Below are 24,038 nucleotides of genomic sequence, written 5' to 3' on the forward strand. Positions count from 1 at the left end.
TCATTCACAGTTACAGCTAAAGCAGTTACAGAAATTACGGCATGCATTCGATGCGTTTTGGCAAGCAGATTTCTGGCAGCAATTCGAACAGGAGCGTCTTTCATGAGCGGTAAAACAAAAACAACAGCAACAACGGCCGCAAGTGCTGCGGTGCCAAGCAAGGTCTATAGCCGAGCTGATATCGCTGATTGGCAGCCAGAGGATGCCGGCTTCTGGGCTTCGAAAGGCAAGTCGATCGCCGCGCGTAACCTTTGGATATCGATTCCCAACCTATTGGTTGCTTTTGCGGTGTGGCTCATGTGGGGCATGATCACGGTGCAGATGCTGAATCTGGGCTTCCCGTTTGAGCAGTCACAGCTGTTCACACTAACCGCCATTGCGGGTCTCATGGGTGCGACCTTTCGTATCCCGGCGTCGTTCTTCATCCGTTTGGCTGGCGGGCGCAACACGATTTTCTTTACCAGTGCGCTATTGATCATTCCGGCAGTTATTACCGGTATTGCGCTGCAAGACACGTCTACGCCATTGTGGGTGTTCCAGCTTTGTGCGTTCTTGTCTGGCATTGGCGGTGGCAATTTTGCGTGTTCGATGTCTAACATCAGCGGCTTTTATCCCAAAGCGCAGCAGGGCACGGCCTTGGGCCTAAACGCGGGCTTGGGCAATTTCGGGGTGACCACCATGCAGGTTTTGATCCCCTTGGTCATGACGGTGGCCTTGTTTGGTGCCTTGGGTGGTGATCCCATGACGCTTGCCAAGGACTCGGGCTGGATTTTGGGCAAGATTGCTGCAGGCACCGATACTTATATCCAGAACGCTGCCTTTATCTGGGCCGTTGCCTTGGCGGTGCTGGTGGTGTTTGCCTGGTTTGGCATGAATAACCTGTTGCCCTTGTCGCCAAACTACGGTGGCACGTTGGCTGCGTTTGCCAAGATCCTCTATCTCTGGCTCCTGACCTCGATTGTTGGCGTGATTGGTCTTTACCTTTACTTGCCAGCTCCGACCGGCTTGGGTGTGTTGAACATGTGGGTGGCGCTGCCGCTGATCATCGTGGCGACTTTGTTTTTGATGAAGTTGGCTGCCTTTGGTGAGATGAAGGGCAACATCAACAACCAGTTCAAGATCTTTAGCAACAAGCACACCTGGTCGATGACCGCACTCTACATCGTGACCTTTGGTTCCTTCATTGGTTTTTCGATGGCGTTGCCGCTGTCAATCACGGTGATCTTTGGTTTCCAGCATGTGGTCGATCCGGCCACGGGCCTGATGACTCATACCCTGAAGAATCCCAATGCGCCGTCGGCTTTGACCTATGCCTGGATAGGTCCTTTCGTGGGGGCGTTGATTCGCCCGGTCGGTGGCTGGATTTCTGACAAGATCGGCGGCTCGATCGTCACCCAGATCATCTCGGTGGTGATGGTGCTGGCGTCTGCTGCTGTGGGTTACGTCATGCTGCTTGCCTACCGGTCGGCAACACCGGAACAGTACTTCTTCATCTTTATGGTGCTGTTTGTGATCCTTTTTGCTGCCTCAGGCATTGGCAACGGGTCAACCTTTCGCACGATCAGCGTCATCTTCGATCGCCAGCAGGCAGGCCCCGTACTGGGTTGGACATCAGCCGCAGGTGCTTACGGTTCGTTCATTGCGCCAGTGGTCATTGGCCAGCAGATCAAGGCTGGCACCCCGGAAGTGGCGATGTATGGCTTTGCGATTTTCTATGCCGTGTGCCTGTTGATTAACTGGTGGTTCTATCTGCGCCGCGGCGCCGAGATCAAGAATCCATGATCACAAACGCACAACCACGAACCTTTTTCTACAAGAAACGTACTGACGTTTTGGAGTAAGACATGAGTCATTTGCTAGATCGCCTAACCTATTTCTCGTTGCCCAAGGAGTCTTTCTCTGACGGCCACGGCAAGGTCACCAACGAAGACCGCACCTGGGAAGACGCCTACCGCAACCGCTGGGCGCATGACAAGATTGTGCGCAGCACCCATGGCGTGAACTGCACGGGTTCATGCTCGTGGAAGATTTACGTCAAGGGTGGCGTGGTCACCTGGGAAACCCAGCAAACTGACTACCCGCGCACGCGCTGGGATATGCCCAACCACGAGCCACGGGGTTGCTCACGCGGTGCCTCTTACTCCTGGTATCTGTACAGTGCTAATCGCCTGAAGTACCCCATGGTGCGTGGGCGACTGCTCAAGCGCTGGCGCGCAGCCTTGAAAGTCGCCAAGTCGCCAGTCGATGCGTGGGCGCTGATCGTTGAAGACCCTGAGGCACGTCGTGACTACCAGCGGGTGCGTGGCATGGGTGGCTTTATGCGCAGCAGTTGGGATGAGGTCAATCAGTTGGTGGCCGCAGCCAACGTCTATACCATCAAGAAGTATGGCCCAGACCGTGTGATTGGCTTCTCGCCGATTCCCGCCATGTCGATGGTCAGCTACGCTGCCGGTAGCCGCTACCTGTCCTTGCTCGGTGGTGTTTGCATGAGCTTTTATGACTGGTACTGCGATCTGCCACCGGCAAGCCCACAGGTCTGGGGCGAACAAACCGACGTGCCAGAATCTGCTGACTGGTACAACAGCAACTACATCATCGCCTGGGGCTCAAACGTGCCTCAGACCAGGACGCCAGACGCGCACTTCTTTACCGAGGTTCGTTATAAGGGCACTAAAACCGTTGCGATCACGCCGGACTTCTCGGAGGTGGCCAAGCTCTCGGATATCTGGTTGCACCCCAAGCAGGGTACTGACGCGGCAGTCGCCATGGCCATGGGGCATGTCATCCTGCGCGAATTCTATTTCCCCAAAGACGGCAAGCCACGCAGTGCGTATTTTGATGACTACGCGCGTCGCTATACCGACCTGCCCATGCTCGTTAAGCTCAAGCAACAAACGCTGGCAGACGGCACCACGGTGTTAGCGCCCGATCGCTACCTGCGTGCGAGCGACTTCTCGGATCAGTTTGACCAGGACAACAACCCCGAGTGGAAGACCATGGCGTTTGACACCGATGGTGCTGCGGTTGTACCCAATGGTTCGATTGGCTTTCGTTGGGGGCAAGATGGTAGAAGCGATGCCGGCAAGTGGAATCTGGAAAGCAAGGAAGCCCGAGGCGATCGCGAGATCAGGCTCAAGCTCTCCTTGGCTGACGACGGTACTGAAGCCGCAAGCCAAACACATGAGATCGTCGAAGTGGGTTTGCCTTACTTCGGTGGCATTGATACCAACCCGCACTTCACCGCCAACCAAAGTTCGGGCGAAATCAATCGCGTTAAAGTGCCTGCTGCTAAAGTGCAGTTGGTCGATGGCGAGACGCTCGTGGCCTCGGTCTTTGACTTGCAAGCCGCGCAATACGGCATTGACCGTGGGTTTGGCAGTGGTGCCAAGAGTTACGACGATGAGGCACCCTACACGCCAGCCTGGCAAGAGAAGATCACCGGTGTGTCACGCCAGAGCATTGTGACCGTTGCACGCGAGTTTGCAGCCAACGCCGACAAAACCCAAGGCCGTTCGATGATCATCATCGGCGCGGGCATGAACCACTGGTACAACGCCGACATGAACTATCGTGGCGTCATCAACATGTTGATGATGTGCGGCTGTATCGGTAAAAGCGGCGGTGGCTGGTCGCACTACGTTGGCCAAGAGAAATTGCGCCCACAAACGGGCTGGACACCACTGGCGTTTGCCCTGGACTGGTTCCGTCCGCCGCGCCAGATGAACAGCACGAGTTTCTTCTATGCCCACACCGATCAGTGGCGCTATGAAAAGCTGGGCATGCAAGAGGTTCTCTCGCCCTTAGCCGATAAGAGCCAATTTACCGGCAGCACGATTGACTACAACGTTCGTGCCGAGCGCATGGGCTGGCTGCCAAGCGCACCGCAACTAAAGACCAACCCGATCGAGATTGTCAAGCAGGCCGAAGCCGCTGGCATGGATCCCAAGGAATTTGTGGTCCAGGGTTTGAAAGACGGCACGCTAGAGATGAGCTGCGAGGATCCTGATGCGCCAGAGAACTGGCCACGCAACCTCTTTGTGTGGCGCTCGAACCTGTTGGGTTCAAGCGGCAAGGGTCACGAGTACTTCTGCAAGCACTTGCTAGGCACCGAGAACGGCGTGCAAGGCAAGGACTTGGGTAAAGATGACGCCAAGCCTGAAGAAGTGAAGTGGCATGACAAAGCGCCTGAAGGCAAGCTTGATCTCTTGGTGACGCTTGATTTCCGGATGAGCACCACGTGTTTGTACTCAGACGTGGTGTTGCCCACGGCAAGCTGGTACGAGAAAAACGACCTGAATACCAGTGACATGCACCCGTTTATCCATCCGCTCTCAAGTGCGATTGATCCGGTGTGGCAGGCCCGCTCAGACTGGGAGATCTACAAAGGATTTGCCAAGGAACTGAGCAAAATGGCCGAAGGCCACTTGGGCAAAGCGCGTGAAGTGGTGCTCTCGCCGCTGATGCACGACACACCCGCCGAATTGGCGCAACCCTATGGCGTCAAAGAATGGAAAAAAGGCGAATGTGACCTGATCCCAGGCAAGACCGCGCCCCAGATCACGGTGATTGAGCGTGACTACACCAACCTCTACAAGCAGTTCACCGCACTGGGTCCCTTGATGAACAAAGTGGGCAACGGTGGCAAGGGCATTGCCTGGAAGACTGAAATGGAAGTCACGCAGTTGGGTCAGCTCAATGGCGTGACGCAAGAGCCTGGCTTAACCGAGGGCATGCCACGCATTGACACAGACATTGATGCTTGCGAGACCATTTTGCAACTAGCTCCTGAAACCAATGGTCATGTGGCGGTTAAGGCGTGGGAGGCTTTGAGCAAGCAAACCGGGCGTGATCATGTGCACTTGGCCTTATATCGCGAAGACGAGAAGATCCGTTTCCGTGACATTCAGGCCCAGCCGCGCAAGATTATTTCCTCGCCGACCTGGAGTGGCATTGAAAGCGAGACGGTGAGCTACAACGCAGGCTACACCAACGTGCATGAGCTGATTCCATGGCGCACCCTGACAGGGCGCCAGCAGTTCTACCAAGACCATCCCTGGATGATCGCGTTTGGCGAGGGGTTCACGAGCTATCGCCCACCGGTGGATATGAAAGCCACTGCGGGTATTCATGGCGTGAAATCCAACGGCAATCCAGAGATTTTGTTGAACTTCATCACGCCGCACCAGAAGTGGGGAATCCACTCCACTTACACCGACAACTTGATGATGTTGACGCTCAATCGCGGTGGTCCGGTGATTTGGCTAAGCGAAGACGATGCCAAGAAGGCCGGCGTTCAAGACAACGACTGGGTTGAGCTTTTCAACATCAACGGCGCGATTGCTGCACGTGCGGTGGTTAGCCAACGGGTGAACCCTGGCATGGTGCTCATGTATCACGCCCAAGAGAAGATCATCAACACCCCCGGCTCGGAAATCACGGGTGTTAGGGGCGGCATTCACAACTCGGTGACCCGGATTGTGATGAAGCCAACCCACATGATCGGCGGCTACGCCCAGTACAGCTACGGCTTTAACTACTACGGCACGATTGGCACCAACCGGGACGAGTTCGTGGTGGTTCGAAAGATGAACAAAGTCGATTGGCTGGATACGCCGCGCGATGATCATCTGGCCAAGGCCTACCAGGCTGCTGGCGAGAATCCTTGATAGCCATGACGAACGCATTAGGAGCAAAACAATGAAAGTACGCGCACAGATCGGCATGGTGTTGAATCTGGACAAATGCATCGGTTGTCACACTTGTTCAGTCACCTGCAAAAACGTCTGGACCAGTCGTCCGGGCGTGGAGTACGCATGGTTTAACAACGTAGAAACCAAGCCAGGCATTGGTTACCCCAAAGAGTGGGAGAATCAGGACAAGTGGAAAGGTGGTTGGGTTCGTAACGCCGACGGCTCGATTCACCCGAAGCAGGGCAAGAAGTGGCAGTTGCTCATGAAAATCTTCGCCAACCCGCACCTGCCGGAGATTGACGATTATTACGAGCCGTTTACCTTTGACTACGACCACCTGCAGACGGCTCCTGAACTCAAAGGCGCGCCGACTGCCAGACCGCGTTCGCTCATTACTGGCAAGCGCATGGAAAAGATTGAGTGGGGACCAAACTGGGAAGAGATTCTGGGTGGTGAGTTTGTCAAGCGCAGCAAAGATGCCAACTTCGATGGCTTTGAGCAGGCACAAAAAGCCATGGTCGGCCAGTTTGAAAACACCTTCATGATGTATTTGCCACGTCTGTGCGAGCACTGCTTGAACCCGGCTTGCGTGGCGTCATGTCCGTCGGGGTCGATCTACAAGCGCGAAGAAGACGGCATTGTGCTGATTGATCAGGACAAATGCCGCGGCTGGCGCATGTGTGTCAGTGGTTGCCCTTACAAAAAGATCTACTACAACTGGAAAAGCGGCAAAGCCGAGAAGTGCATCTTCTGCTATCCGCGTATCGAATCAGGTCAGCCCACCGTCTGCTCTGAGACCTGCGTGGGCCGCATCCGCTACCTCGGTGTGTTGCTTTATGATGCCGACCGCATCAGCGAGGCAGCGAGCGTGGCCGATGAGAAAGATCTCTACCAGGCGCAGCTTGAAGTGTTTCTCGACCCGAATGACCCAAAAGTTCGCGAACAAGCCTTGGCCGATGGTGTGCCGCTTGCCTGGCTAGATGCTGCTTGCAAGAGCCCGGTCTACAAGATGGCCATGCAATGGAAAGTGGCCCTGCCACTGCACCCTGAGTACCGCACCTTGCCCATGGTTTGGTACGTGCCGCCGCTTTCACCCATCACCTCGGCTGCCAATGCTGGTCATGTTCAAGCTGACGGCGAGATCCCGGATGTCAAGTCTTTGCGCATTCCGCTGAAATACCTGGCTAACCTTTTGACGGCAGGTGACACCGCGCCGGTGGCCCGCGCGTTGGAGAGAATGCTGGCCATGCGTTCGTATCAGCGCGCCAAGCATGTCGATGGCCAGATTAACCAGAAGGTGCTCTCGCAAGTGGGCATGAGCGCAGCTGAGGTCGAAGAGATGTATCGCTACATGGCGATTGCAAACTACGAAGACCGCTTTGTGATTCCGACCACCCACCGCGAATATGCTGAGAATGCATTTAACGTCAGAGGCGGTTGCGGCTTTAGTTTCGGCAATGGTTGCTCAGAAGGCGTCACTGAAACCAGCCTCTTCGGTAGCGAGAAAAAGCGCACCATCCCCATCAAGGCGGAGGTGTAGTCATGGCAAACACGACCACTCACAGTGACATGAAACTGACGCTACGGGCGATTGCCTATCTCTTGCGCTATCCAGACGCCGAGATGCGCTTGCACCTGCCTGAAGTGCGGGGTGTGCTTGATACGGAAGCGGCGCTTTCGTCTGCCCGTCAGTGCGCGATCGTGGCCTTGATTGAACGCTTGCTAAGCGCACCGGACATGACAGTCGAAGCCGAGTACATCGAGATGTTTGACCGCGGGCACCGTACCTCATTGCTCTTGTTTGAACATGTGCATGGCGACTCGCGTGACCGCGGCCCGGCCATGGTCGATCTCATTCAGACCTATGAGAAAGCGGGGCTGTACTTGCACCCTGAGCAAATGCCCGATGATTTGCCGGTGGTGCTTGAGTACGCCTCATCGCAGCCAGCAGATGAGGCCCGTGCGTTTCTGTCAGAGATTGCCCACATTGTGCGGGTGATCTATAGCGCGCTGGTTGACCGGGGCAGTGCTTATGCCTGCCTGGCCGCTGCGGTGTTGGAGCTGGCCGGTGAGAAAGTCGAGGTGGTTGCACTTGAGCAAGAACCTGAGCTTGATGAGCAATGGACCGAGCCTGAGGTGTTTGGCGGTTGCTCAAGTGCTGGGCAATCCAAGCCAGGCCAGGCACAACCCATCAAAATCATGTCGCACGTGACGAACGCGGCCTCAAAGTCACAGTCAACCCATCAAGGAGTACGGGCGTGAGCACTTTGCATAATTTTCTCTTCAATGTCTATCCCTATATCTGTCTGACGGTTTTTCTGATGGGTAGCCTGGCGCGATTTGACCGCGACCAGTACACCTGGAAGAGTGACTCTTCCCAGATGCTTCGCGCCAAGCAACTGCGCTGGGGTAGCAACCTGTTTCATGCGGGTATCTTGTTTCTGTTTTTTGGGCATGCGTTTGGACTATTGACACCGTCTTTCATTTACGAACCGTTCATTAGTCCGGCCAACAAGCAATTGGTAGCGGTCTACGCCGGTGGCGTGGCCGGGGTGATTTGTTTCATTGGCTTAACGATGTTGTTACATCGCCGAATTTTTGATCCGCGCATTCGATTAACGAGCCATCGCACGGATTTGTTTATTCTGATCATTCTGTGGGTGCAGTTGGTGTTGGGCTTGATCACGCTGCCCTATTCGTTAAGCCACTCGGACGGCACAGCGATGTTGCAGCTCTCGCACTGGGCGCAAAGCATTTTTATCTTCCAGCCCAATGCGGCTGAGATTGTGAATCTGGATTTCGCCTACAAGATTCATCTGGTGTTGGGCATGACAATCTTCTTGCTGTTTCCGTTCTCGCGTCTGGTTCACGTCTGGAGTGGTTTTGCGACCGTGGCCTACCTGTTTCGCTCACCGCAACTGGTACGCAGTCGTCGTCTGGGCGTGACGCCCTCGGTGTCAACCGATGCCAGTCGCAAGACGGCGTGAGGAGAGGAGCATGCAGACTACAGCAATGGATACGAGCATGACATCGGTTTGGCAAGAACCCGTGATTATTAACGGCATGTCCTTGCCGGCTGGCCCGGATTGTGAACCTGAGCAAATGCGTGAGCTCGCCTATGGTGAGTTATTGCGTCAGCAGGCCGTGCGCCTAGGCTTGTTGCCAGAGGTCTCGGGGGTTCATGCGTCACTGGCGCCCGAGCTCGATGAACAAGCGGTTGATGTGATCGACACGATGCTGGAGTCGGAAGTGCGCACGCCTGAGCCTTCAGACAAGGCGTGCCGTCGTTACTATGAAGCCAATCGGGCGCGTTATGTGGTGGATCAGTCGGTGCACCTGCGTCACATTCTGTTTGCAGTGACCCCGCGCGTGGATGTTACAGCCTTGGCCGGTCGCGCCGAAGAGGTGCTGTTGTCACTGACAACAGCTGAGAAATCCAGTGCGGACTTTTCAGAGGTTGCCAAGACGATGTCCAATTGTCCGAGCGGGCAAAAGGGTGGCGACTTGGGTTGGGTGACACCCAACGACTGTGTGCCTGAACTGGCACAATGGTTGTTCTACTCACCCGACGTACAAGTCGCGCCTGGCTTGCACCCGCGTTTAGTGCACACCCGGTTTGGCTTGCACATCGTTGAGATCCTTGAGCGCAAGCCCGGCAAGCAACTGTCGTTTGAAGAAGTGAGCTCTGCGGTCAAGCACCAGTTGCACCAGAAGTCGCGGGCCACGGCATTAAAGCAGTACATGATGTTGCTTGTCGGCCAAGCTGATGTGCAAGGCATTGAGCTCGAAGGCGCAGATACGCCGTTGGTGCAGGATTAAACAGGCAGTTAGTCAGCAGACGACCAATAACCTGAGGCAAACATGGATGGCATGGGCATTGTTGGTAGTAACAGCGCAGGATTGACCGATGGATTTGGTCGAGCCATTCGTTATTTGCGGGTGGGTGTGACTGATCGTTGTGACTTGCGTTGCACCTACTGCATGCCCAAAGGGTTCAAGGGATTTGAAGAGCCGGAGCACTGGTTGACCTTTGAAGAGATCGAGCGGGTGGTGGGGGCATTTGCCAAGCTCGGCGTATCAAGAGTGCGACTGACTGGTGGCGAGCCGTTGCTGCGGCGAAACATCGCTGACTTGGCCCAGAGGCTTGGAGCCCTGACAGGCATCGATGACCTGTCGATGACCACCAACGGCACGACGCTGGCCAAACACGCACAAGCTTTGCGCCATGCCGGTGTTCGGCGCTTAAACATCAGCTTGGATAGCCTGTCCAAGGCCTGCGTGACCGAGATTACAGGTCGTGAGGATGCGTTTGATCGGGTTATGCAGGGTTTGGAGGCAGCGCAAGCCGCTGGCTTTGCGCCGATCAAGATCAACATGGTGGTGATGTCCGGTGTGAACGATGCTGAAATCGCTGACATGGTCAAGTTCTGTTTGCAGCGCGGGTTTGTGCTGCGATTGATTGAAACCATGCCGGTGGGTGAGACAGCGCGGCAGATTGGCAGCATGCCCTTGACGCAGATTCTGGAAGACTTAAAGCAACGGTTTGTCCTGGTGCCCGAGATCATGCCCATGGGGGGCGGTCCGGCACGCTATTGGCGCCAAGCGCACGGCCATGGCCAGATCGGGGTGATCACCCCGATTAGCCAACACTTTTGTGAAACGTGTAACCGGGTGAGGCTAGATGTCAGTGGTACTTTGTATCTGTGCCTGGGTCAAGACGACACTCTGGAGTTGCGACCTTTGTTGCGCGCGGGCATTTCAGACACAGAACTGTCTGAAGTGATTAAAGATGCTGTGCTTAAAAAACCCTGGCGTCACGAGTTTAATGACAAGCCCGAGAAGATCGTGCGCTTTATGTCACAAACGGGTGGCTAGGGCGGAATGGAAAGTGACAACGAATATGACTGAAACAACATCACCAATCACAAAAGAGCAAGGCTTCAGCTCACGGGTGCTTGGTATTTCAGGGCGCTCGGGTTCAGGCAAGACCACGCTCATCGAAGCGATGCTGCCAGTGTTCGAACAAGCTGGCTGGTCAGTGAACATCGTCAAGCACAGTCATCATGATATCGAGCTCGATCCGCCAGGCAAAGACAGCGCGAGGTTTCGGGGCGCGGGAGCCCGTGAGGTCATCATCAGTTCACCGTATCGATTCAGCATTTCGCGTGAGTTGCGTGGTGCGCCTGAACCCAGTTTGGCTGAATTGATAGACCGTCTAAGTCCGGCCGATTTGACGATTGTCGAGGGCTATCACAGTGAGAATCTGCCTCGAATCGAGGTCTATCGTCCCTCGCGCGGGATTGAGCCGCAGTACCCAACTCTGCAGTCGATGATCGCTGTGGTGAGCGATGAGGTTGATGCGGCAGCTACATGCGGACTGCCGGTTTGGCCTTTAAATGACCCGGCGACTGTTGCACACCAGATTATGCAGTGGTTTCAGACGACCATCCAGGATCAAGCATGACAGGAGGTTTCATGGTGTCTAAATCTGACGCAAGCGAACCAATCCGGACCTCTGAAATTGGGTCTGGCTTGCTTGCGTTTGACGCTGCCCTGGCCAAGCTTTTGTCGCGGGCGCGACGGCCAGTCAAGGTCAGTCAAGTTCCATTGCTACAAGCGCAAGACCGAGTGCTAGCTGCACCCGTGATTTCGTCGATGAATGTGCCTGCATTCGATAACAGCGCCATGGATGGCTACGCCTTGAACGTGGCGGACTTTGCCAAACCACCCGAGTCGTTTGTGGTGATCCAACGTATCGCCGCCGGCCAATCGGGCCAGGCCATCGAGCCTGGCGAAGCAGCACGGATTTTTACCGGGGCACCGGTGCCAGACGGCACCAATGTGGTGGTGCCGCAAGAGCAGACACAAGTCCAAGGCAATCGCGTGCTTGTCAATGGTCAGCTCAGGGCTGGCCAACACATCCGTCGCGCTGGCGAAGATGTGGCAGCAGACGATGTGGTGCTGCATGCAGGCATTCGGCTTGAGCCGCAGCATCTGGCGCTTGCGGCTTCGGTTGGTGTGGCTCAAGTGCCGGTCTATGCGCGACTGCGAATCGGTGTTCTGTTTACGGGTGATGAATTGGTCGAGCCCGGTCAGGCACTCGGGGCTGGCAAGATATATAACAGCAATCGCTACGCTTTGCATTCGCTGCTCGCTAGGGTTGGCTGTGACGTGCTGGATTTTGGGGTGGTCACAGACAGTCTGATGGCAACCACCGAAGCCCTACACAAGTCAGCTCGTGCGTGTGATGTCATCATCACCTGTGGTGGTGTCTCGGTGGGTGAAGAGGATTGGGTCAAGCAAGCTGTCACGAACCTGGGGTCAATTGATGTGTGGCGTATCGCCATGAAACCTGGCAAGCCACTGGCGTTTGGTCGTATTGGCAATGCCGATTTTATTGGCTTGCCGGGCAACCCGGTCAGTGCCTTTGTGACGTTTCTGGTGGCTGTTATGCCCTTTTTACGACAGCGCATGGGGCTGGTAGCACGCATGCCCCGTTATCAGTTGGCTGTGGCCGGGTTTGACTGGGCAGGCGACGCCAAGCGGCGCGAGTTTCTGCGTGTGCGCCAGGAGCCAGGTGAGTCAGCTCAAGCCGTGCTCGCGCTTTGGCCTAACCAAGGCTCGGCTGTCGTTAGCGGTTTGGTCTGGGCTGATGGCTTGGTGGATTTAGAGCCTGGCACGCGTGTTAAAGCCGGTGATCTGGTGCGATATGTGTCGCTGTCAGACTTGATGCGTTAGCAGCGGCGCAACAAAAAAGGAACTTGGACAAGATGATGAAGCTACAAATGAGATATTTCGCGCAGCTGCGCGAGCAGCTTGAAGTTGATTCAGAAGCACTGATCATGGAGCAACCGATTGCTGTGACGGGTTTGATTGAGCAATTAAGAGAGCGTGGCGGCATTTGGGCCGAGGTGCTCGCGCCAGAAGAACGGATTTGTGTGGCGGTTAACCAGGAAATGGTGCCCATGACACATCAGTTGCGTGCTGATGCTGAGGTGGCCTTGTTTCGACCAGTCACGGGAGGGTAACTAACATGCGAGACATCGGTGAAGTCAAGTGTGATCGAGGTTTCATGAACTGCAGCATCAGCGTGCAGACTGAGGATTTCGATGTTGGCGCTGAGATCGATGCCTTGACCGCCGGTCGTGCCGACATAGGTGCGATGGTGAGTTTTGTAGGGTATGTCAGGGAGTTCAATCTGCAAGATGGGGTGACTGCGCTTGAGCTTGAGCATTACCCGGGGATGACTGAACGCAGTCTAGAGGCGATTGCAAGGCGTGCCATGATGCGCTGGCCACTGACCGGGGTGCGCATTATTCATCGCTACGGACGGCTACATCCGAGCGATCGGATTGTGACAGTGCTGACCGCTAGTGCTCATCGACAAGCGGCGTTCGAGGCCAATACATTCATCATGGATTACCTAAAAAGCGAAGCCCCGTTCTGGAAAAAAGAGCATCGCGGGCAGCAGGCAGCCTGGGTACAGGCGCGCAAGTCAGATCTTCAAGCCTTGGCGCGTTGGGCATAAATCGATGATGACGTCGCTGAATTACAGCGCATTGATCCTTGCCGGCGGCCAAGGCCAGCGCATGGGTGGTCAAGACAAGGGCTGGGTGCGCTGGCGGGGAACACCGCTCATCGAGCATGCGCTTGATCGCGTTCGGCAACAAACTGTAGCGCCTGCTGAAGTTTTAATAAGCGCCAATCGCAGCATCGATCAATATGCACTGACCGGCGCGCGCGTGGTTCGCGATGTCAGGCCCGGATTTGCAGGACCTTTGGCTGGGATAGAGGCAGGGCTGCTGAATGCCAAATATGAGTGGGTGCTGGTGACAACCTGCGATATGCCGCTTATCCCATTGAATTTATTGGAAAAATTATGGTCTGGTCTGGATGGGCGACAAATTGCAGTCGGTGCGGTGGATAAAAAATTAAGCCCATTAACCATACTTGTGTCACGGTTTTTGGTAAAGTCTGTTTCAGCCTACCTTGATTCGGGTCAAGCGGCAGTCAAGCCATGGCTTGGATCGATGGATATGGCAGTGGTTGAGTTCGAAGAGCCAGAGAGCTTTGTGAACATCAACACACTGAAGGAGACAAATGACAACTCGACAGAACAATAACCGGGCCGATGCGCTAGGACGTCTTCGACTCTTTAATGGGCTTAATGATTTGGCGACCCGTTTCTTGGGTAATGCCGCCCAGATGGCCAGCATTAAACGCCATGACTACTTGGTCAGACGTAACGGACCGGCGGACTGCTTTTTTGTGGTGGTTCAAGGTCGGGTGGAAGTCTCGTTGTCTGCTGACAGTGGGTTTCACAAGGTGGTGGAAATTGCAGGCCCCGGTGATCAGATTGGTGAGGCCATGATGTTTTGCGGGGGGAATCATTTGATTGATGCTCGTGCGATTACCTCGGTCACCTACGTCTGGATCAGCAAGGCCGATTGTTTGCAGGCCATCGCACTTGACCCTGCATTTGCAGTCAAGTTGCTAGAGGCGATGTCAGGTCGGTTTGTGACCTTGCTCGCTGACATCAAGGCGACAAACTGTTTGACTGCCCGTGAACGGATTTACCAGTTTTTGCTGGCTGAGCCCCGCGAGGGTAATTGGGTCAGGTTGTCGGTAACAAAAGGTACGATTGCGTCCATGCTTGGCATTGCCAAAGAGACACTATCGCGGGAACTGCAACGCCTGAGTGCAGATGGGTTAATTCGGGTAGAGGGATCTCGCATTGAACTTTTTGATCCGCCGGCAGCTGACCGGCCATGTCCTAATGTCAAGCGTGGCCTGGAAGTTTAAGGCTCTTGAGCGACCTTGACTTTTTTGTCGGGCAGGGCGTTTGCTGTTTGAGTGATGTTCAGGTTATGTTCGAGTTCTTACATCAATTACTCCAAGTGCCGGCATCATGAAACTCTCCCGACTACTGTTCAGACCAGCTTTGATGCTCATCATGCTTGGTGTTTTGGCGGGTTGTGCCTCGCCCGATCAGGGCTGGATGGGTTCACCTTTGAAAGACACCGCCTGGCAACTGGTCACCATCGAATCAAAAACCGGTGATGCCGGCCGTGAATATGTTGCCAATAAAGCCAACATCGTCATGAACTTAAAAGCCAGTGGTGATGCCGAATTTACGCTCGGTTGCGAGACAGGTGCTAGCAATTGGGAGGCTGGCTGGGAGCGCATAGATCTTAAGGGTGATATCCGGTTTGATGAGCTGCAAATCAATGCAACCCCTTCGCCTTGCGAGCCTAACTTGGTAGTTCAACGCTTTTTGCGCGACGTCGAATTTTTGGAAGGGTATGTGCTGATTCAGAACCACCTTTATTTGAATACGGCCGCGTATCAGTCAACATACGGTTGGCGCAAGATTCAAGCCCAGTAATTTTATGGTTGTTGCTGCCTAGAAGGTATGCGGCGCTGCAACATCATCGTTGTGTGCGGTGTGGTTGCTGCTTGTAAAAGCACGTGGCTTGACTGACCAAGTGACGTGGCTATTTAGGTCGCAGCTCGCCGCGGGATTACACTTCTGTCATGACTATTTACTTCTGAGCAGCATGAAATCTCCAGACCAAGCGGATGACTTTCAGGGTGTCACCCTGCAAGACAAATATGTTTTGCAAGAGGGGGTGGCATTTATGTCAGGTATGCAGGCTTTGGTACGCCTGCCTATCACTTTGCATGAGCGTGGCAAGCAAGCTGGATTAAAGCTTGGTGGCTACATCTCGGGTTATCGTGGCTCGCCTCTAGGCACATACGATATGGCTTTGGAGTCCGCGCGTGACGAACTGACCCCCAGAAACATCAAGTTTCAGCCTGGCGTGAACGAAGAGCTTGCCGCCACGGCTGTCTGGGGCTCGCAGCAAGTTCACCTCATGGGTCAAACCGAGTTTGATGGCGTATTCGGGCTATGGTACGGCAAGGCGCCGGGGGTGGATCGCACCATTGATGTATTCCGTCACGCCAATAACGCCGGTTCGAGCCCACATGGGGGCGTCGTAGCGATCGCAGGTGATGATCCCAATGCCGTCTCAAGCACTGTGACGGGCTGTTCTGATTACAACTTCGTGTCAGCTGGGATGCCATTGGTCTACCCTGCCAATGTGCAGGAGATGCTTGATTACGGCGTGATGGGTGTTGAGCTGTCACGCTACAGTGGTTGCTGGGTCGGTATGAAGGTGGTGACCGACATTGGTGAGAGCTCGGCAATTCTCGACGTTGATGTGAATCGGGTGAGGATTAACTGGCCCAAAGAGCTCACTGATGATGTCAACGTTCACATTCGCTGGCCAGATAATCGTGTTGAGCAAGAGCAAAGGCTGTACGAGACCAAGCATGCGCGTGTGAAGAGGTTTGCTGAATTCTCAGGTATCAATCAGATCAGCGGTGTGATGCAAGGGGCCAAGATTGGCATCGTGAGTGCTGGCAAGCCTTGGGGGGATTTGCAGCAAGCACTGCTTGACCTAGGGTTAGAGCAAGCGCAACTTCAAGACCATGGCGTTCGGCTTTTGAAGTTGGGGATGATTTATCCGCTCTCAGACGCCCAGATCCTTGAATTTGCCCGAGGTTTAGACACCGTTCTCATCGTTGAAGAAAAGCGCGGGTTCATTGAAGACCAGATCAAGTCGATCCTCTTTGCCCACGATGTGCGCTCAAAGGTGGTGGGCAAGCTCGATTTGTCAGGCGAGATCTTGGTGCCAAGCCATGGGGAGTCTAGCCCCGCGTTAGTGGCCGAAGTCATTGGTCGCGCGTTTCCAGACCTTGTGGCACACCCCAAGTCGCAAACTAGACTTGCGCTGATCGATGCCAAGCATGACGCTTTGGCCAAGCGCGGTAGCTTGGCTGCACGTACGCCGTATTTCTGTTCGGGTTGTCCACATAACAGTTCCACCAAGGTGCCTGAAGGCAGTCTGGCTCTAGGTGGTATTGGTTGTCATTGGTTGGCGCTCTTTATGGATCGCGACACCGAGACCTTCACGCAAATGGGCGGCGAAGGTGCGCCATGGTTAGGCGCCATGTCATTTAGCCAACGCGAGCATGTCTTTGCCAATCTCGGTGACGGCACTTACCACCACTCTGGTGTGTTAGCGATCAGGGCAGCGGTATATGGCAATGCCAATATCACCTACAAGATTCTGTATAACGATGCGGTTGCCATGACAGGCGGCCAGTTGATCTCTGAGACCTTTGCGCCACAACAGATTGCCGCCCAGGTGCTAGCCGAAGGCGTAAGAGAAGTGGTGGTGGTGACGGATCAGCCTGAAAAGTACAAACAAGTCTCCAGTGCCAACGGAGGTTTCCCGCCTGGCGTGACCATTCATCACCGCGACGAGTTGGAGTCAGTACAGCGACGGTTGCGAGACACGCCAGGCGTCACAGTATTGCTCTACGACCAAACCTGTGCAGCAGAAAAACGCCGACGCCGCAAGCGTGGCAAAATGGTTGATCCCGACGTGCGTGCCTTTATAAATGAACTGGTTTGCGAAGGCTGTGGAGATTGTTCGGACAAGTCAAACTGCATCTCAGTAGAACCGCTGGAAACCGTTTGGGGGCGCAAGCGCCAGATTAACCAGTCTGCCTGTAACAAGGATTTGCGTTGTGTCGATGGTTTCTGCCCCAGCTTTGTGACCGTCTCTGGCGCGCAACTGAAGAAACTTGGTGCTGACAAAGTGACCAAGGAACGACAAAAAATCTCTCTGCCCGACCCTGAGGTAACCGCATCGGACCGTGTACACGAAACCGTGATCACCGGCATCGGCGGTACGGGGGTGATTACGATCGGTGCCATTGTTGCCATGGCTGCCCGCCTTGAGGGTAAGCGGGCCACATGCCTTGACCAGACCGGTATTTCACAAAAGAATGGTGCGGTGCTCTCGCACGTGCGGATTGGTCCCGATGCCGACAGTTTGCATGCGCCAAGGGTGTCAACTGGCAACGCCGATCTGGTGCTTGGCTGTGACATGATGGTGGCTGCTAGCGTACCTGCGGTTTCGACCATGTCACCCGACAGAACTCGCGTCGTATTGAACACCCACTTGGCACCGCACGCGGATTTTGTCTTGAACCCGGTGACAGCCGATTTCGGGGAAGCGTCACTCAAAGCTGCAATCACAGAGGCGACTGGCGAAGATTCGGTATCGATGCTGCCCGCCACGCGCTTGGCCACTGCTGTGTTTGGCGATGCGATTGCTAGCAACATGATTGTGTTGGGCTATGCGCTGCAGAAGGGCTGGATTCCGGTATCGATTGCCGCGGTTAAACGTGCGATTGAATTAAACGGCGTGGCGATCAAAGCCAATCTCGCCGCCTTGGAATTGGGGCGTGAGGCAGCTGAGAATCTGGAGCAGGTGCTCAAGGACGTCATGCCTGCGCAGACGGTCAAGATTCTGTCGCGACCGAAAGAGTCGCTTTCTGCCATGATCGAGAGACACGTTGCAGAACTCACGGCCTACCAGAGCTTGTCATACGCCAAGATCTATCAAGATCTGGTCGCTAAAGTGCAAAAGGCTGAACAAGGCTTGGGGGCAAACTCAGAGCAGCTTGCCAAGACAGTCGCCGAGCAAGCTTATAGGCTCATGGCTTACAAGGATGAGTATGAGGTGGCCAGGCTGTACACCGACGGCCGCTTTGCAGACAAACTCAAATCTCAGTTTGAGGGTGATGCCAAGCTAACTTTTCACTTGGCGCCTCCGCTTCTGGCCAAACGTGATCCGGTCACCGGCCACCTGCAGAAGAAACCATACGGAGCCTGGATCTTCAGTGCCTTTACCCTGTTGTCCAAGTTCAAAGGCTTGCGCGGCTCGGCACTTGATCCGTTTGGCTACACCGCCGAGCGCAAGATGGAGCGTGCGCTAGCAAACACCTACCCCCAGATCATCAATGGCATGCTGGCCAATCTCACTGCGGACAATCTGCCGTGGGCGGTTGAAGTGGCTGGGGTGTTTGGCAAGCTGCGTGGCTTTGGCCATGTCAAAGAGCGTAACCTGGAAGTGGTGATCAATGACCTGCAAGGGTTAGCCAGGGGCACGGCAATTGAGGGCAGCGTTGAGCAATTGCTTCAGCAGTTAACGTGCCTATTGCCGCACTTGGCTCAAGCGAATGCTCAGGGTGGGTTACAGGGGCAGCAGGCGTGAGTGGAGCTCGTTCAGCAAGTTAACCCAAAAGGTTTTTGATCAGGTTTTTTATTTCGGTTTAGTTTAGTCCTCGCCATCCGCAATCATTTTGTGAACTAGCGGTAATTTTCTATTTTCTGATATGCCATTATTCAATCATATCGATCATCCTGATTAGGACAACCATCATGATCAACCAAACTAATGCGGTAACTTTCCGGCAAAATCTTGGGGAAATGCTTAATTTGGTGCAATACCGCCACGATAGCGTTGTAATTAATAAGGATGGTAAACCGGTTGCTGCATTGATCGACGCGCGTTTGTTTGACCGTATTCGACGTATGCAATCTCGTTTCGATGCTTTATGTCAGCGAATCGAGGCTGGTTACGCTGGTGTTGCTGAGGCTGATGCAATGGACGAGATTCAGGCAGCAGTGGACCAGGATCGTCTAGAGCAACGACAGCGACGAAATGGGTAGTGCATGTCGCAGACAATAAAAGTAATTCTAGATACAAATGTGCTGTTGTCTGGGATCGCCTTCCCGAGTGGTGTGCCTGGCAAGATCGTTGCTGCGTGGCGCAACGGTTCGATTGAAGTGTTTCTGTCGCAATAGATTCTCGAAGAGCTGCGGCGAGTGCTGCCACGATTGGACCATCGGCATGGCCTAACAGGTGATGAGATTGATGATCTCGTTGATTTGCTATCAATTCTGGCTGAAACGATACAACCTGATGATGCAAACGAGTTAGAGCGCAGGGATTTGAATGACATGCCCGTGCTCGGCACCTTGGTTGCTGGTGTGCGTGGCTATTCGGTCGATTACTTAATAACTGGAGATAAAGATTTGTTGGTTTTATCTAATCGATACCCGATCGTCTCTCCAGGCGAGTTTTGGGCTCAACACGGCGGTCTTTAATCGAATTTTTGTTCGGCAATTTAGAACGTTGCAACGTTACTGGTGACTTTGAGAAATCGTGATGACTCGTCTTGTTAGTGTTGGTCAGGCAAAACATCAGCGCAGAAATTAACTCCTCGCGGAAGGCTGTTTAGCTTGGTCTTGTCATTTGCATTTTTCGTCTGCCGCCGCACAAGTCCAGCAATCGCGTGATGTCTGTAGAAATGCGCCAGCAGTTTTTATTTTTGCGGGGGGTTAGTAACGAAGCCTCAATCAACACCGGCCACAACGCGTAAGCCGCCTTCACACAGTCCGAAAGGGCTTTGGCTGCTGGTCGCTCAGGAATGCCAAGCCCATCACTCATACCAGCGCACAAACTCATTAAGCTCCATCCTGGCAGTCTGATAGGCATTTAGAGGAGCCTCTAGGTCTGGGACACCGATAGACATACCCACCAGAAGTTTCTTGTTCGCGGGGATGCCAAGTGCGCTTCGTACAGCCTCGGGGTAATAAGCCAGTGATGCTTGCATACAAGTACCTAGACCGTAGGCTTGGGCAGCTAGAGAGATGGATTGCGTAAAGCCACCAATATCCATGGTTGACCAAGCGCCGCAGCCTTCGTCCATAAAAATAAACAACGCGTATGGCGCGTCGTAAAACTCAAAATTCTTAAGCCGCATTTCCTTGCGGCGCTCTTTGTCATCGCGGCCGATTCCCAGGTGCTCGAACCGTTTGATGTTGTGCGTTTTAGTACGTTGAGCAATCGCATCTGGCCAGGACTCAGGGTTAGGCAGATCGGGATTGGCCGGCGCATTGCTAGCGGCCAATTCATAGAGCGTTCGGCTCAGCGTTTCACGGGTCTTGCCGCTGACCACAGCGACCTCCCACGGTTGCGAATTGGTATAGGAGGGGCTGCGATTAGCAAGATTCAGTATTTCACGAATGACGCCAGGTTCGATCGCTTCGGGTTTAAAGCCGCGAATGCTACGCCTGTTCTGTAGTGCCTGAACGAGATCGATTGGTGTGCGCATGAATTTGTCTCCGTTGCTCTAGCCGTGATAGGGCAGATATACGCTGGGTTGAATAAATTTCGCTATTGGGGTGTATTTTGACGCAAAGAATCACCTTGATGTAGTCCGCACGTTTGATCGCCTTTGCAAATAAAAAACCCGACCGGCTTGTGGCGCGGTCGGGCTTAAGAGCGAGTGTCTAGCGGATCGCTAGACACTGAAGGCTTACAGCTTAGGCCTGCAGATCGTAGCGATCAGCATTCATGACCTTGGTCCAGGCAGCCACGAAGTCCTTAACGAACTTCTCTTTGTTGTCGTCCTGGGCGTAAAGCTCAGCATACGAACGCAGCACTGAGTTTGAACCAAACACCAGGTCCACACGGGTAGCCGTGAACTTGGTGTTGCCCGAAGCGCGGTCAACGATGTCGTAGCTGTTCTTGCCGGTGGGCTTCCAGCTGTAGGACATGTCGGTCAGGTTGACAAAGAAGTCGTTGGTCAAAGAGCCAACCTTGTCGGTGAACACACCGTGCTTGGAGCCGCCGTGATTGGCGCCCAGAACACGCATGCCACCGATCAGAACCGTCATTTCCTTGGCGGACAGACCCATGAGTTGTGCACGATCGAGCATCATCTCTTCGGGCTGAACCACGTAGTCAGCCTTCAACCAGTTACGGAAGGCATCATGCAAGGGCTCAAGCACTTCGAAGGACTCAACGTCGGTCATTTCCTGGGTGGCATCGCCACGACCTGGGTGGAACGGCACCTTCACGTTCACGCCAGCAGCCTTTGCAGCCTGCTCAACGCCAACATTACCAGCCAACACGATGACATCAGCTACGCTTGCACCCGTCTCAGCGGCAATGCCCTCAAGCACTTTCAAGACTTTAGCCAGACGCTCGGGCTCGTTGCCAACCCAGTCTTTTTGGGGTGCCAGACGGATGCGAGCACCGTTGGCGCCACCACGGAAGTCCGAACCACGGAAAGTACGTGCGCTATCCCAAGCGGTAGCAACCATTTCTTGGATCGACAGGCCGCTAGCAGCAATCTTTGCTTTCACAGCGTCGACGTCGTACTTGGTGTTACCAGCCGGAACCGGATCTTGCCAAATCAAGTCTTCTTTCGGTACTTCCGGTCCGATGTAGCGAGCCTTCGGGCCCATATCACGATGGGTCAGCTTGAACCAGGCGCGAGCAAACACTTCGTCGAAGTATGCAGGATCCTTGTAAAAGCGCTCCGAGATCTTGCGATACTCAGGATCCATCTTCATGGCCATGTCAGCATCGGTCATCATCGGCATGCACTTGATCGAGGGATCTTCGACGTCAGGTGGCATGTCTTGTTCTTTGATGTCTACGGGTTTCCACTGCCAGGCGCCAGCCGGGCTCTTGGTCAGTTCCCACTCGTGGTTCAAAAGCAATTCGAAGTAGCCGTTGTCCCACTTGGTTGGGTTTGTGGTCCATGCGCCTTCGATGCCGCTAGTCACCGCATCACGACCAACACCACGGGTCTTGTGGTTCATCCAGCCTAGGCCCTGCTCTTCGATCGGAGCGCCTTCTGGATCCGGACCCAAGTTGGCGGCATTGCCGTTGCCATGTGCCTTGCCGACGGTGTGGCCGCCAGCGGTCAGCGCAACGGTCTCCTCGTCGTTCATGGCCATGCGGGCAAAGGTCACGCGCACGTCGTGTGCTGTCTTTAGCGGATCGGGCTGGCCGTCAACACCTTCTGGGTTCACGTAAATCAGGCCCATCATCACAGCGGCCAGTGGGTTAGCTAGATCGCGCTCACCGGAGTAGCGGCTGCCTTCACCACCGGACTTCTGAAGCCACTCTTTTTCAGAGCCCCAGTAGATGTCCTTTTCGGGATGCCAAATATCTTCACGACCGAAAGAGAATCCGTAGGTCTTGAACCCCATGGATTCGTAGGCAACGTTACCGGCCAAGATAAAGAGATCAGCCCAGCTCAACTTGTTGCCATATTTTTTCTTGATCGGCCAAAGCAGGCGACGACCTTTATCGAGGTTGCCGTTGTCAGGCCAGGAGTTCAGGGGTGCAAAGCGCTGGGCGCCAGTGCCAGCACCACCACGACCGTCAGCGATACGGTAGGTACCGGCAGCGTGCCAAGCCAGGCGGATCATCAAGCCGCCGTAGTGACCCCAGTCAGCCGGCCACCAGGCTTGGCTGTCAGTCATGAGGGCTTCGAGGTCAGCTTTGAGCGCTTTAACATCGAGTTTCTTAACTTCTTCGCGATAGTTAAAGCCTTCGTCCATCGGGTTGGTTTTTGAGTCGTGCTGGTGCAGGATGTCCAAGTTCAACGACTTGGGCCACCATGCCATCACTGAGGAGCCATTCTCGGTGAGGGCGCCATGCATCACCGGACATTTAACGGTATCTAACATGTATCACTCCTTGGTTTTTTTGAATTGCGAGCCTTAGTCTAAACAAATTGAATCGGCGATTCTAATTGTTTGTGACTAAATGCCCGATAGCTGCCCTTCATGCAGAGGTCACCTTATTGACATCTGCCGAAAGACAAAAAACTTTCGTTTTGAATATCAGGGGGTTATCAGGCTTGCAAGCGAGATGCATTCACCATCGATGCTGGTGCGAGAGGTAAATTATTTATCCCCTGCGCTTTCTTAATAGACAACATCATGCGATGGATCCGCGAATCGTCGGGACTAGCGCGCAACACAAACCCCAAACCCTCGCAAAAGGATAGCATCGTTGTGTTGCTCGGCAAAACATCCCCGTAGATCAAGCCAAGGCCTCTGCGGCTAGCCTCGCCAACGAGTGTGTGCATGAGTTGTCGGCCAACTCCCTGATTTTGTAGGTGGTCGGCCACAACCAGGCTGAATTCCGCACAGTCCGCTGTGCCATCTTCACTTGCTTGAGGCAAAAGGCGCGCCATGCCAACAATGGCATAACGACCTGAGCCAGTAATTTGTGTCGCCACAAATTGAGCGCATCGCAGTGGATCGGGTTCGCATAATTCATGCCATTGATCTTCGGTCAACATGGGCATGCTCATGCGGCCAAAGCGGAAGTACAACGTTCCAGGCGAGAGTTCGCTTAGAAAGGATTTCAGGGTAGAGAGGTCAGCCGCTTGAATGGGCCGGATGTGGGTAGCGGTAGATGGCTTGGCAGAGGGACTCATGAGCGTCTCGAAATATTCGGATCAAGGGCTTTGCCTACTAGCGAGAGGTTAACGCAGCGGTCTTACGCAGCCTTTAAGCTAGATCAAACAATCACCCGCATCAGGGTAAACCCGAATAAAAATGACAGCGCACCTCGCAGCGACTGATGACTGATCAGTCGCTGCTATTCGTTTGTA

General features: G+C 54.3%; 21 protein-coding genes. 18 read left to right on the forward strand and 3 right to left on the reverse strand.

The genetic code is table 11. The features are described from left to right. The first annotated feature begins 102 nt into the window (after positions 1-102). The 18 genes from DHf2319_RS03415 to DHf2319_RS03500 all read left to right on the forward strand — a co-directional run bounded on the left by DHf2319_RS03415 (position 103) and on the right by DHf2319_RS03500 (position 19,719). Positions 103-1,782, forward strand: a complete 1,680-nt coding sequence (locus DHf2319_RS03415) for an MFS transporter (protein WP_243479395.1) — start codon at positions 103-105, stop codon at positions 1,780-1,782. 62 nt (positions 1,783-1,844) lie between these two features. Continuing rightward, positions 1,845-5,666, forward strand: coding sequence for a nitrate reductase subunit alpha (locus DHf2319_RS03420; protein ID WP_243479396.1), 3,822 nt, complete (start codon positions 1,845-1,847; stop codon positions 5,664-5,666). Positions 5,667-5,697: 31 nt separating this feature from the next. Then, entirely contained in the window at positions 5,698-7,230 is a 1,533-nt protein-coding gene (gene narH, locus DHf2319_RS03425) for a nitrate reductase subunit beta (protein WP_243479397.1), read from the forward strand. Between the two features lie 2 nt (positions 7,231-7,232). Further along, positions 7,233-7,952, forward strand: coding sequence for a nitrate reductase molybdenum cofactor assembly chaperone (gene narJ / locus DHf2319_RS03430; RefSeq protein ID WP_243479398.1), 720 nt, complete (start codon positions 7,233-7,235; stop codon positions 7,950-7,952). Continuing rightward, complete coding sequence (narI, locus tag DHf2319_RS03435; RefSeq protein ID WP_243479399.1) at positions 7,949-8,677, forward strand: respiratory nitrate reductase subunit gamma; 729 nt, start codon at positions 7,949-7,951, stop codon at positions 8,675-8,677. The genes narJ and narI overlap by 4 nt, the downstream gene beginning before the upstream one ends. A 10-nt stretch (positions 8,678-8,687) precedes the next feature. Further along, positions 8,688-9,509, forward strand: coding sequence for a peptidylprolyl isomerase (locus DHf2319_RS03440; protein ID WP_243479400.1), 822 nt, complete (start codon positions 8,688-8,690; stop codon positions 9,507-9,509). Positions 9,510-9,551: 42 nt separating this feature from the next. Continuing rightward, positions 9,552-10,565, forward strand: coding sequence for a GTP 3',8-cyclase MoaA (moaA, locus tag DHf2319_RS03445; RefSeq protein WP_243479401.1), 1,014 nt, complete (start codon positions 9,552-9,554; stop codon positions 10,563-10,565). A 25-nt stretch (positions 10,566-10,590) separates the two neighbouring features. Beyond that, positions 10,591-11,154, forward strand: coding sequence for a molybdopterin-guanine dinucleotide biosynthesis protein B (gene mobB / locus DHf2319_RS03450; protein ID WP_243479402.1), 564 nt, complete (start codon positions 10,591-10,593; stop codon positions 11,152-11,154). Beyond that, on the forward strand, positions 11,151-12,428 hold the full coding sequence (locus tag DHf2319_RS03455) for a molybdopterin molybdotransferase MoeA (RefSeq protein ID WP_243479403.1): 1,278 nt from the start codon (positions 11,151-11,153) through the stop codon (positions 12,426-12,428). The genes mobB and DHf2319_RS03455 overlap by 4 nt, the downstream gene beginning before the upstream one ends. 32 nt (positions 12,429-12,460) lie before the next feature. Next, positions 12,461-12,718 (forward strand): MoaD/ThiS family protein, encoded by a 258-nt coding sequence (locus tag DHf2319_RS03460; RefSeq protein WP_243479404.1) that lies wholly within the window; start codon positions 12,461-12,463, stop codon positions 12,716-12,718. A gap of 5 nt (positions 12,719-12,723) precedes the next feature. Next, entirely contained in the window at positions 12,724-13,218 is a 495-nt protein-coding gene (locus DHf2319_RS03465; RefSeq protein ID WP_243479405.1) for a molybdenum cofactor biosynthesis protein MoaE, read from the forward strand. A gap of 4 nt (positions 13,219-13,222) precedes the next feature. Then, a complete protein-coding gene (gene mobA / locus DHf2319_RS03470; RefSeq protein WP_243479406.1) occupies positions 13,223-13,813 on the forward strand; it encodes a molybdenum cofactor guanylyltransferase MobA in 591 nt (196 codons plus the stop codon). Beyond that, positions 13,791-14,492 carry a Crp/Fnr family transcriptional regulator gene (locus tag DHf2319_RS03475; RefSeq protein ID WP_243479407.1) on the forward strand — a complete coding sequence of 234 codons (702 nt, stop codon included), beginning with the start codon at positions 13,791-13,793 and terminating at the stop codon, positions 14,490-14,492. The genes mobA and DHf2319_RS03475 overlap by 23 nt, the downstream gene beginning before the upstream one ends. Before the next feature lie 106 nt (positions 14,493-14,598). Then, complete coding sequence (locus DHf2319_RS03480) at positions 14,599-15,075, forward strand: hypothetical protein (protein ID WP_243479408.1); 477 nt, start codon at positions 14,599-14,601, stop codon at positions 15,073-15,075. 172 nt (positions 15,076-15,247) lie between these two features. Next, positions 15,248-18,823 (forward strand): indolepyruvate ferredoxin oxidoreductase family protein, encoded by a 3,576-nt coding sequence (locus DHf2319_RS03485; RefSeq protein WP_243479409.1) that lies wholly within the window; start codon positions 15,248-15,250, stop codon positions 18,821-18,823. Between the two features lie 167 nt (positions 18,824-18,990). After that, positions 18,991-19,281, forward strand: coding sequence for a type II toxin-antitoxin system Phd/YefM family antitoxin (locus tag DHf2319_RS03490; RefSeq protein WP_243479410.1), 291 nt, complete (start codon positions 18,991-18,993; stop codon positions 19,279-19,281). Between the two features lie 3 nt (positions 19,282-19,284). Further along, the gene (locus DHf2319_RS03495; protein ID WP_243479411.1) at positions 19,285-19,416 is read left to right on the forward strand and encodes a PIN domain-containing protein; all 132 of its coding nucleotides are present in this window, start codon (positions 19,285-19,287) and stop codon (positions 19,414-19,416) included. 21 nt (positions 19,417-19,437) lie between these two features. Next, the gene (locus DHf2319_RS03500) at positions 19,438-19,719 is read left to right on the forward strand and encodes a PIN domain-containing protein (protein WP_243479412.1); all 282 of its coding nucleotides are present in this window, start codon (positions 19,438-19,440) and stop codon (positions 19,717-19,719) included. Positions 19,720-20,054: 335 nt separating this feature from the next. Here the strand turns inward: DHf2319_RS03500 and DHf2319_RS03505 are convergent, their stop codons facing one another. The 3 genes from DHf2319_RS03505 to DHf2319_RS03515 form a co-directional block, all read right to left on the reverse strand. Next, complete coding sequence (locus DHf2319_RS03505) at positions 20,055-20,729, reverse strand: nitroreductase (RefSeq protein WP_243479413.1); 675 nt, start codon at positions 20,727-20,729, stop codon at positions 20,055-20,057. A 211-nt stretch (positions 20,730-20,940) separates the two neighbouring features. Then, the gene (katG, locus tag DHf2319_RS03510; protein ID WP_243479414.1) at positions 20,941-23,103 is read right to left on the reverse strand and encodes a catalase/peroxidase HPI; all 2,163 of its coding nucleotides are present in this window, start codon (positions 23,101-23,103) and stop codon (positions 20,941-20,943) included. Between the two features lie 167 nt (positions 23,104-23,270). Next, positions 23,271-23,861, reverse strand: coding sequence for a GNAT family N-acetyltransferase (locus DHf2319_RS03515; RefSeq protein ID WP_243479415.1), 591 nt, complete (start codon positions 23,859-23,861; stop codon positions 23,271-23,273). Positions 23,862-24,038: the final 177 nt, after the last annotated feature.

The organism is Orrella daihaiensis, assembly GCF_022811525.1.
Lineage (GTDB): Bacteria > Pseudomonadota > Gammaproteobacteria > Burkholderiales > Burkholderiaceae_B > Algicoccus > Algicoccus daihaiensis.

What these genes read in the sequence shown, in the direction of transcription:
- DHf2319_RS03415 (WP_243479395.1), top strand. Translation starts at nt 103, where the DNA reads ATGAGCGGTAAAACAAAAACAACAGCAACAACGGCCGCAAGTGCTGCG.
- DHf2319_RS03420 (WP_243479396.1), top strand. Translation starts at nt 1,845, where the DNA reads ATGAGTCATTTGCTAGATCGCCTAACCTATTTCTCGTTGCCCAAGGAG.
- narH (WP_243479397.1), top strand. Translation starts at nt 5,698, where the DNA reads ATGAAAGTACGCGCACAGATCGGCATGGTGTTGAATCTGGACAAATGC.
- narJ (WP_243479398.1), top strand. Translation starts at nt 7,233, where the DNA reads ATGGCAAACACGACCACTCACAGTGACATGAAACTGACGCTACGGGCG.
- DHf2319_RS03440 (WP_243479400.1), top strand. Translation starts at nt 8,688, where the DNA reads ATGCAGACTACAGCAATGGATACGAGCATGACATCGGTTTGGCAAGAA.
- moaA (WP_243479401.1), top strand. Translation starts at nt 9,552, where the DNA reads ATGGATGGCATGGGCATTGTTGGTAGTAACAGCGCAGGATTGACCGAT.
- mobB (WP_243479402.1), top strand. Translation starts at nt 10,591, where the DNA reads ATGACTGAAACAACATCACCAATCACAAAAGAGCAAGGCTTCAGCTCA.
- DHf2319_RS03455 (WP_243479403.1), top strand. Translation starts at nt 11,151, where the DNA reads ATGACAGGAGGTTTCATGGTGTCTAAATCTGACGCAAGCGAACCAATC.
- DHf2319_RS03460 (WP_243479404.1), top strand. Translation starts at nt 12,461, where the DNA reads ATGATGAAGCTACAAATGAGATATTTCGCGCAGCTGCGCGAGCAGCTT.
- DHf2319_RS03465 (WP_243479405.1), top strand. Translation starts at nt 12,724, where the DNA reads ATGCGAGACATCGGTGAAGTCAAGTGTGATCGAGGTTTCATGAACTGC.
- mobA (WP_243479406.1), top strand. Translation starts at nt 13,223, where the DNA reads ATGATGACGTCGCTGAATTACAGCGCATTGATCCTTGCCGGCGGCCAA.
- DHf2319_RS03475 (WP_243479407.1), top strand. Translation starts at nt 13,791, where the DNA reads ATGACAACTCGACAGAACAATAACCGGGCCGATGCGCTAGGACGTCTT.
- DHf2319_RS03480 (WP_243479408.1), top strand. Translation starts at nt 14,599, where the DNA reads ATGAAACTCTCCCGACTACTGTTCAGACCAGCTTTGATGCTCATCATG.
- DHf2319_RS03485 (WP_243479409.1), top strand. Translation starts at nt 15,248, where the DNA reads ATGAAATCTCCAGACCAAGCGGATGACTTTCAGGGTGTCACCCTGCAA.
- DHf2319_RS03490 (WP_243479410.1), top strand. Translation starts at nt 18,991, where the DNA reads ATGATCAACCAAACTAATGCGGTAACTTTCCGGCAAAATCTTGGGGAA.
- DHf2319_RS03495 (WP_243479411.1), top strand. Translation starts at nt 19,285, where the DNA reads ATGTCGCAGACAATAAAAGTAATTCTAGATACAAATGTGCTGTTGTCT.
- DHf2319_RS03505 (WP_243479413.1), bottom strand. Translation starts at nt 20,729, where the DNA reads ATGCGCACACCAATCGATCTCGTTCAGGCACTACAGAACAGGCGTAGC.
- katG (WP_243479414.1), bottom strand. Translation starts at nt 23,103, where the DNA reads ATGTTAGATACCGTTAAATGTCCGGTGATGCATGGCGCCCTCACCGAG.
- DHf2319_RS03515 (WP_243479415.1), bottom strand. Translation starts at nt 23,861, where the DNA reads ATGAGTCCCTCTGCCAAGCCATCTACCGCTACCCACATCCGGCCCATT.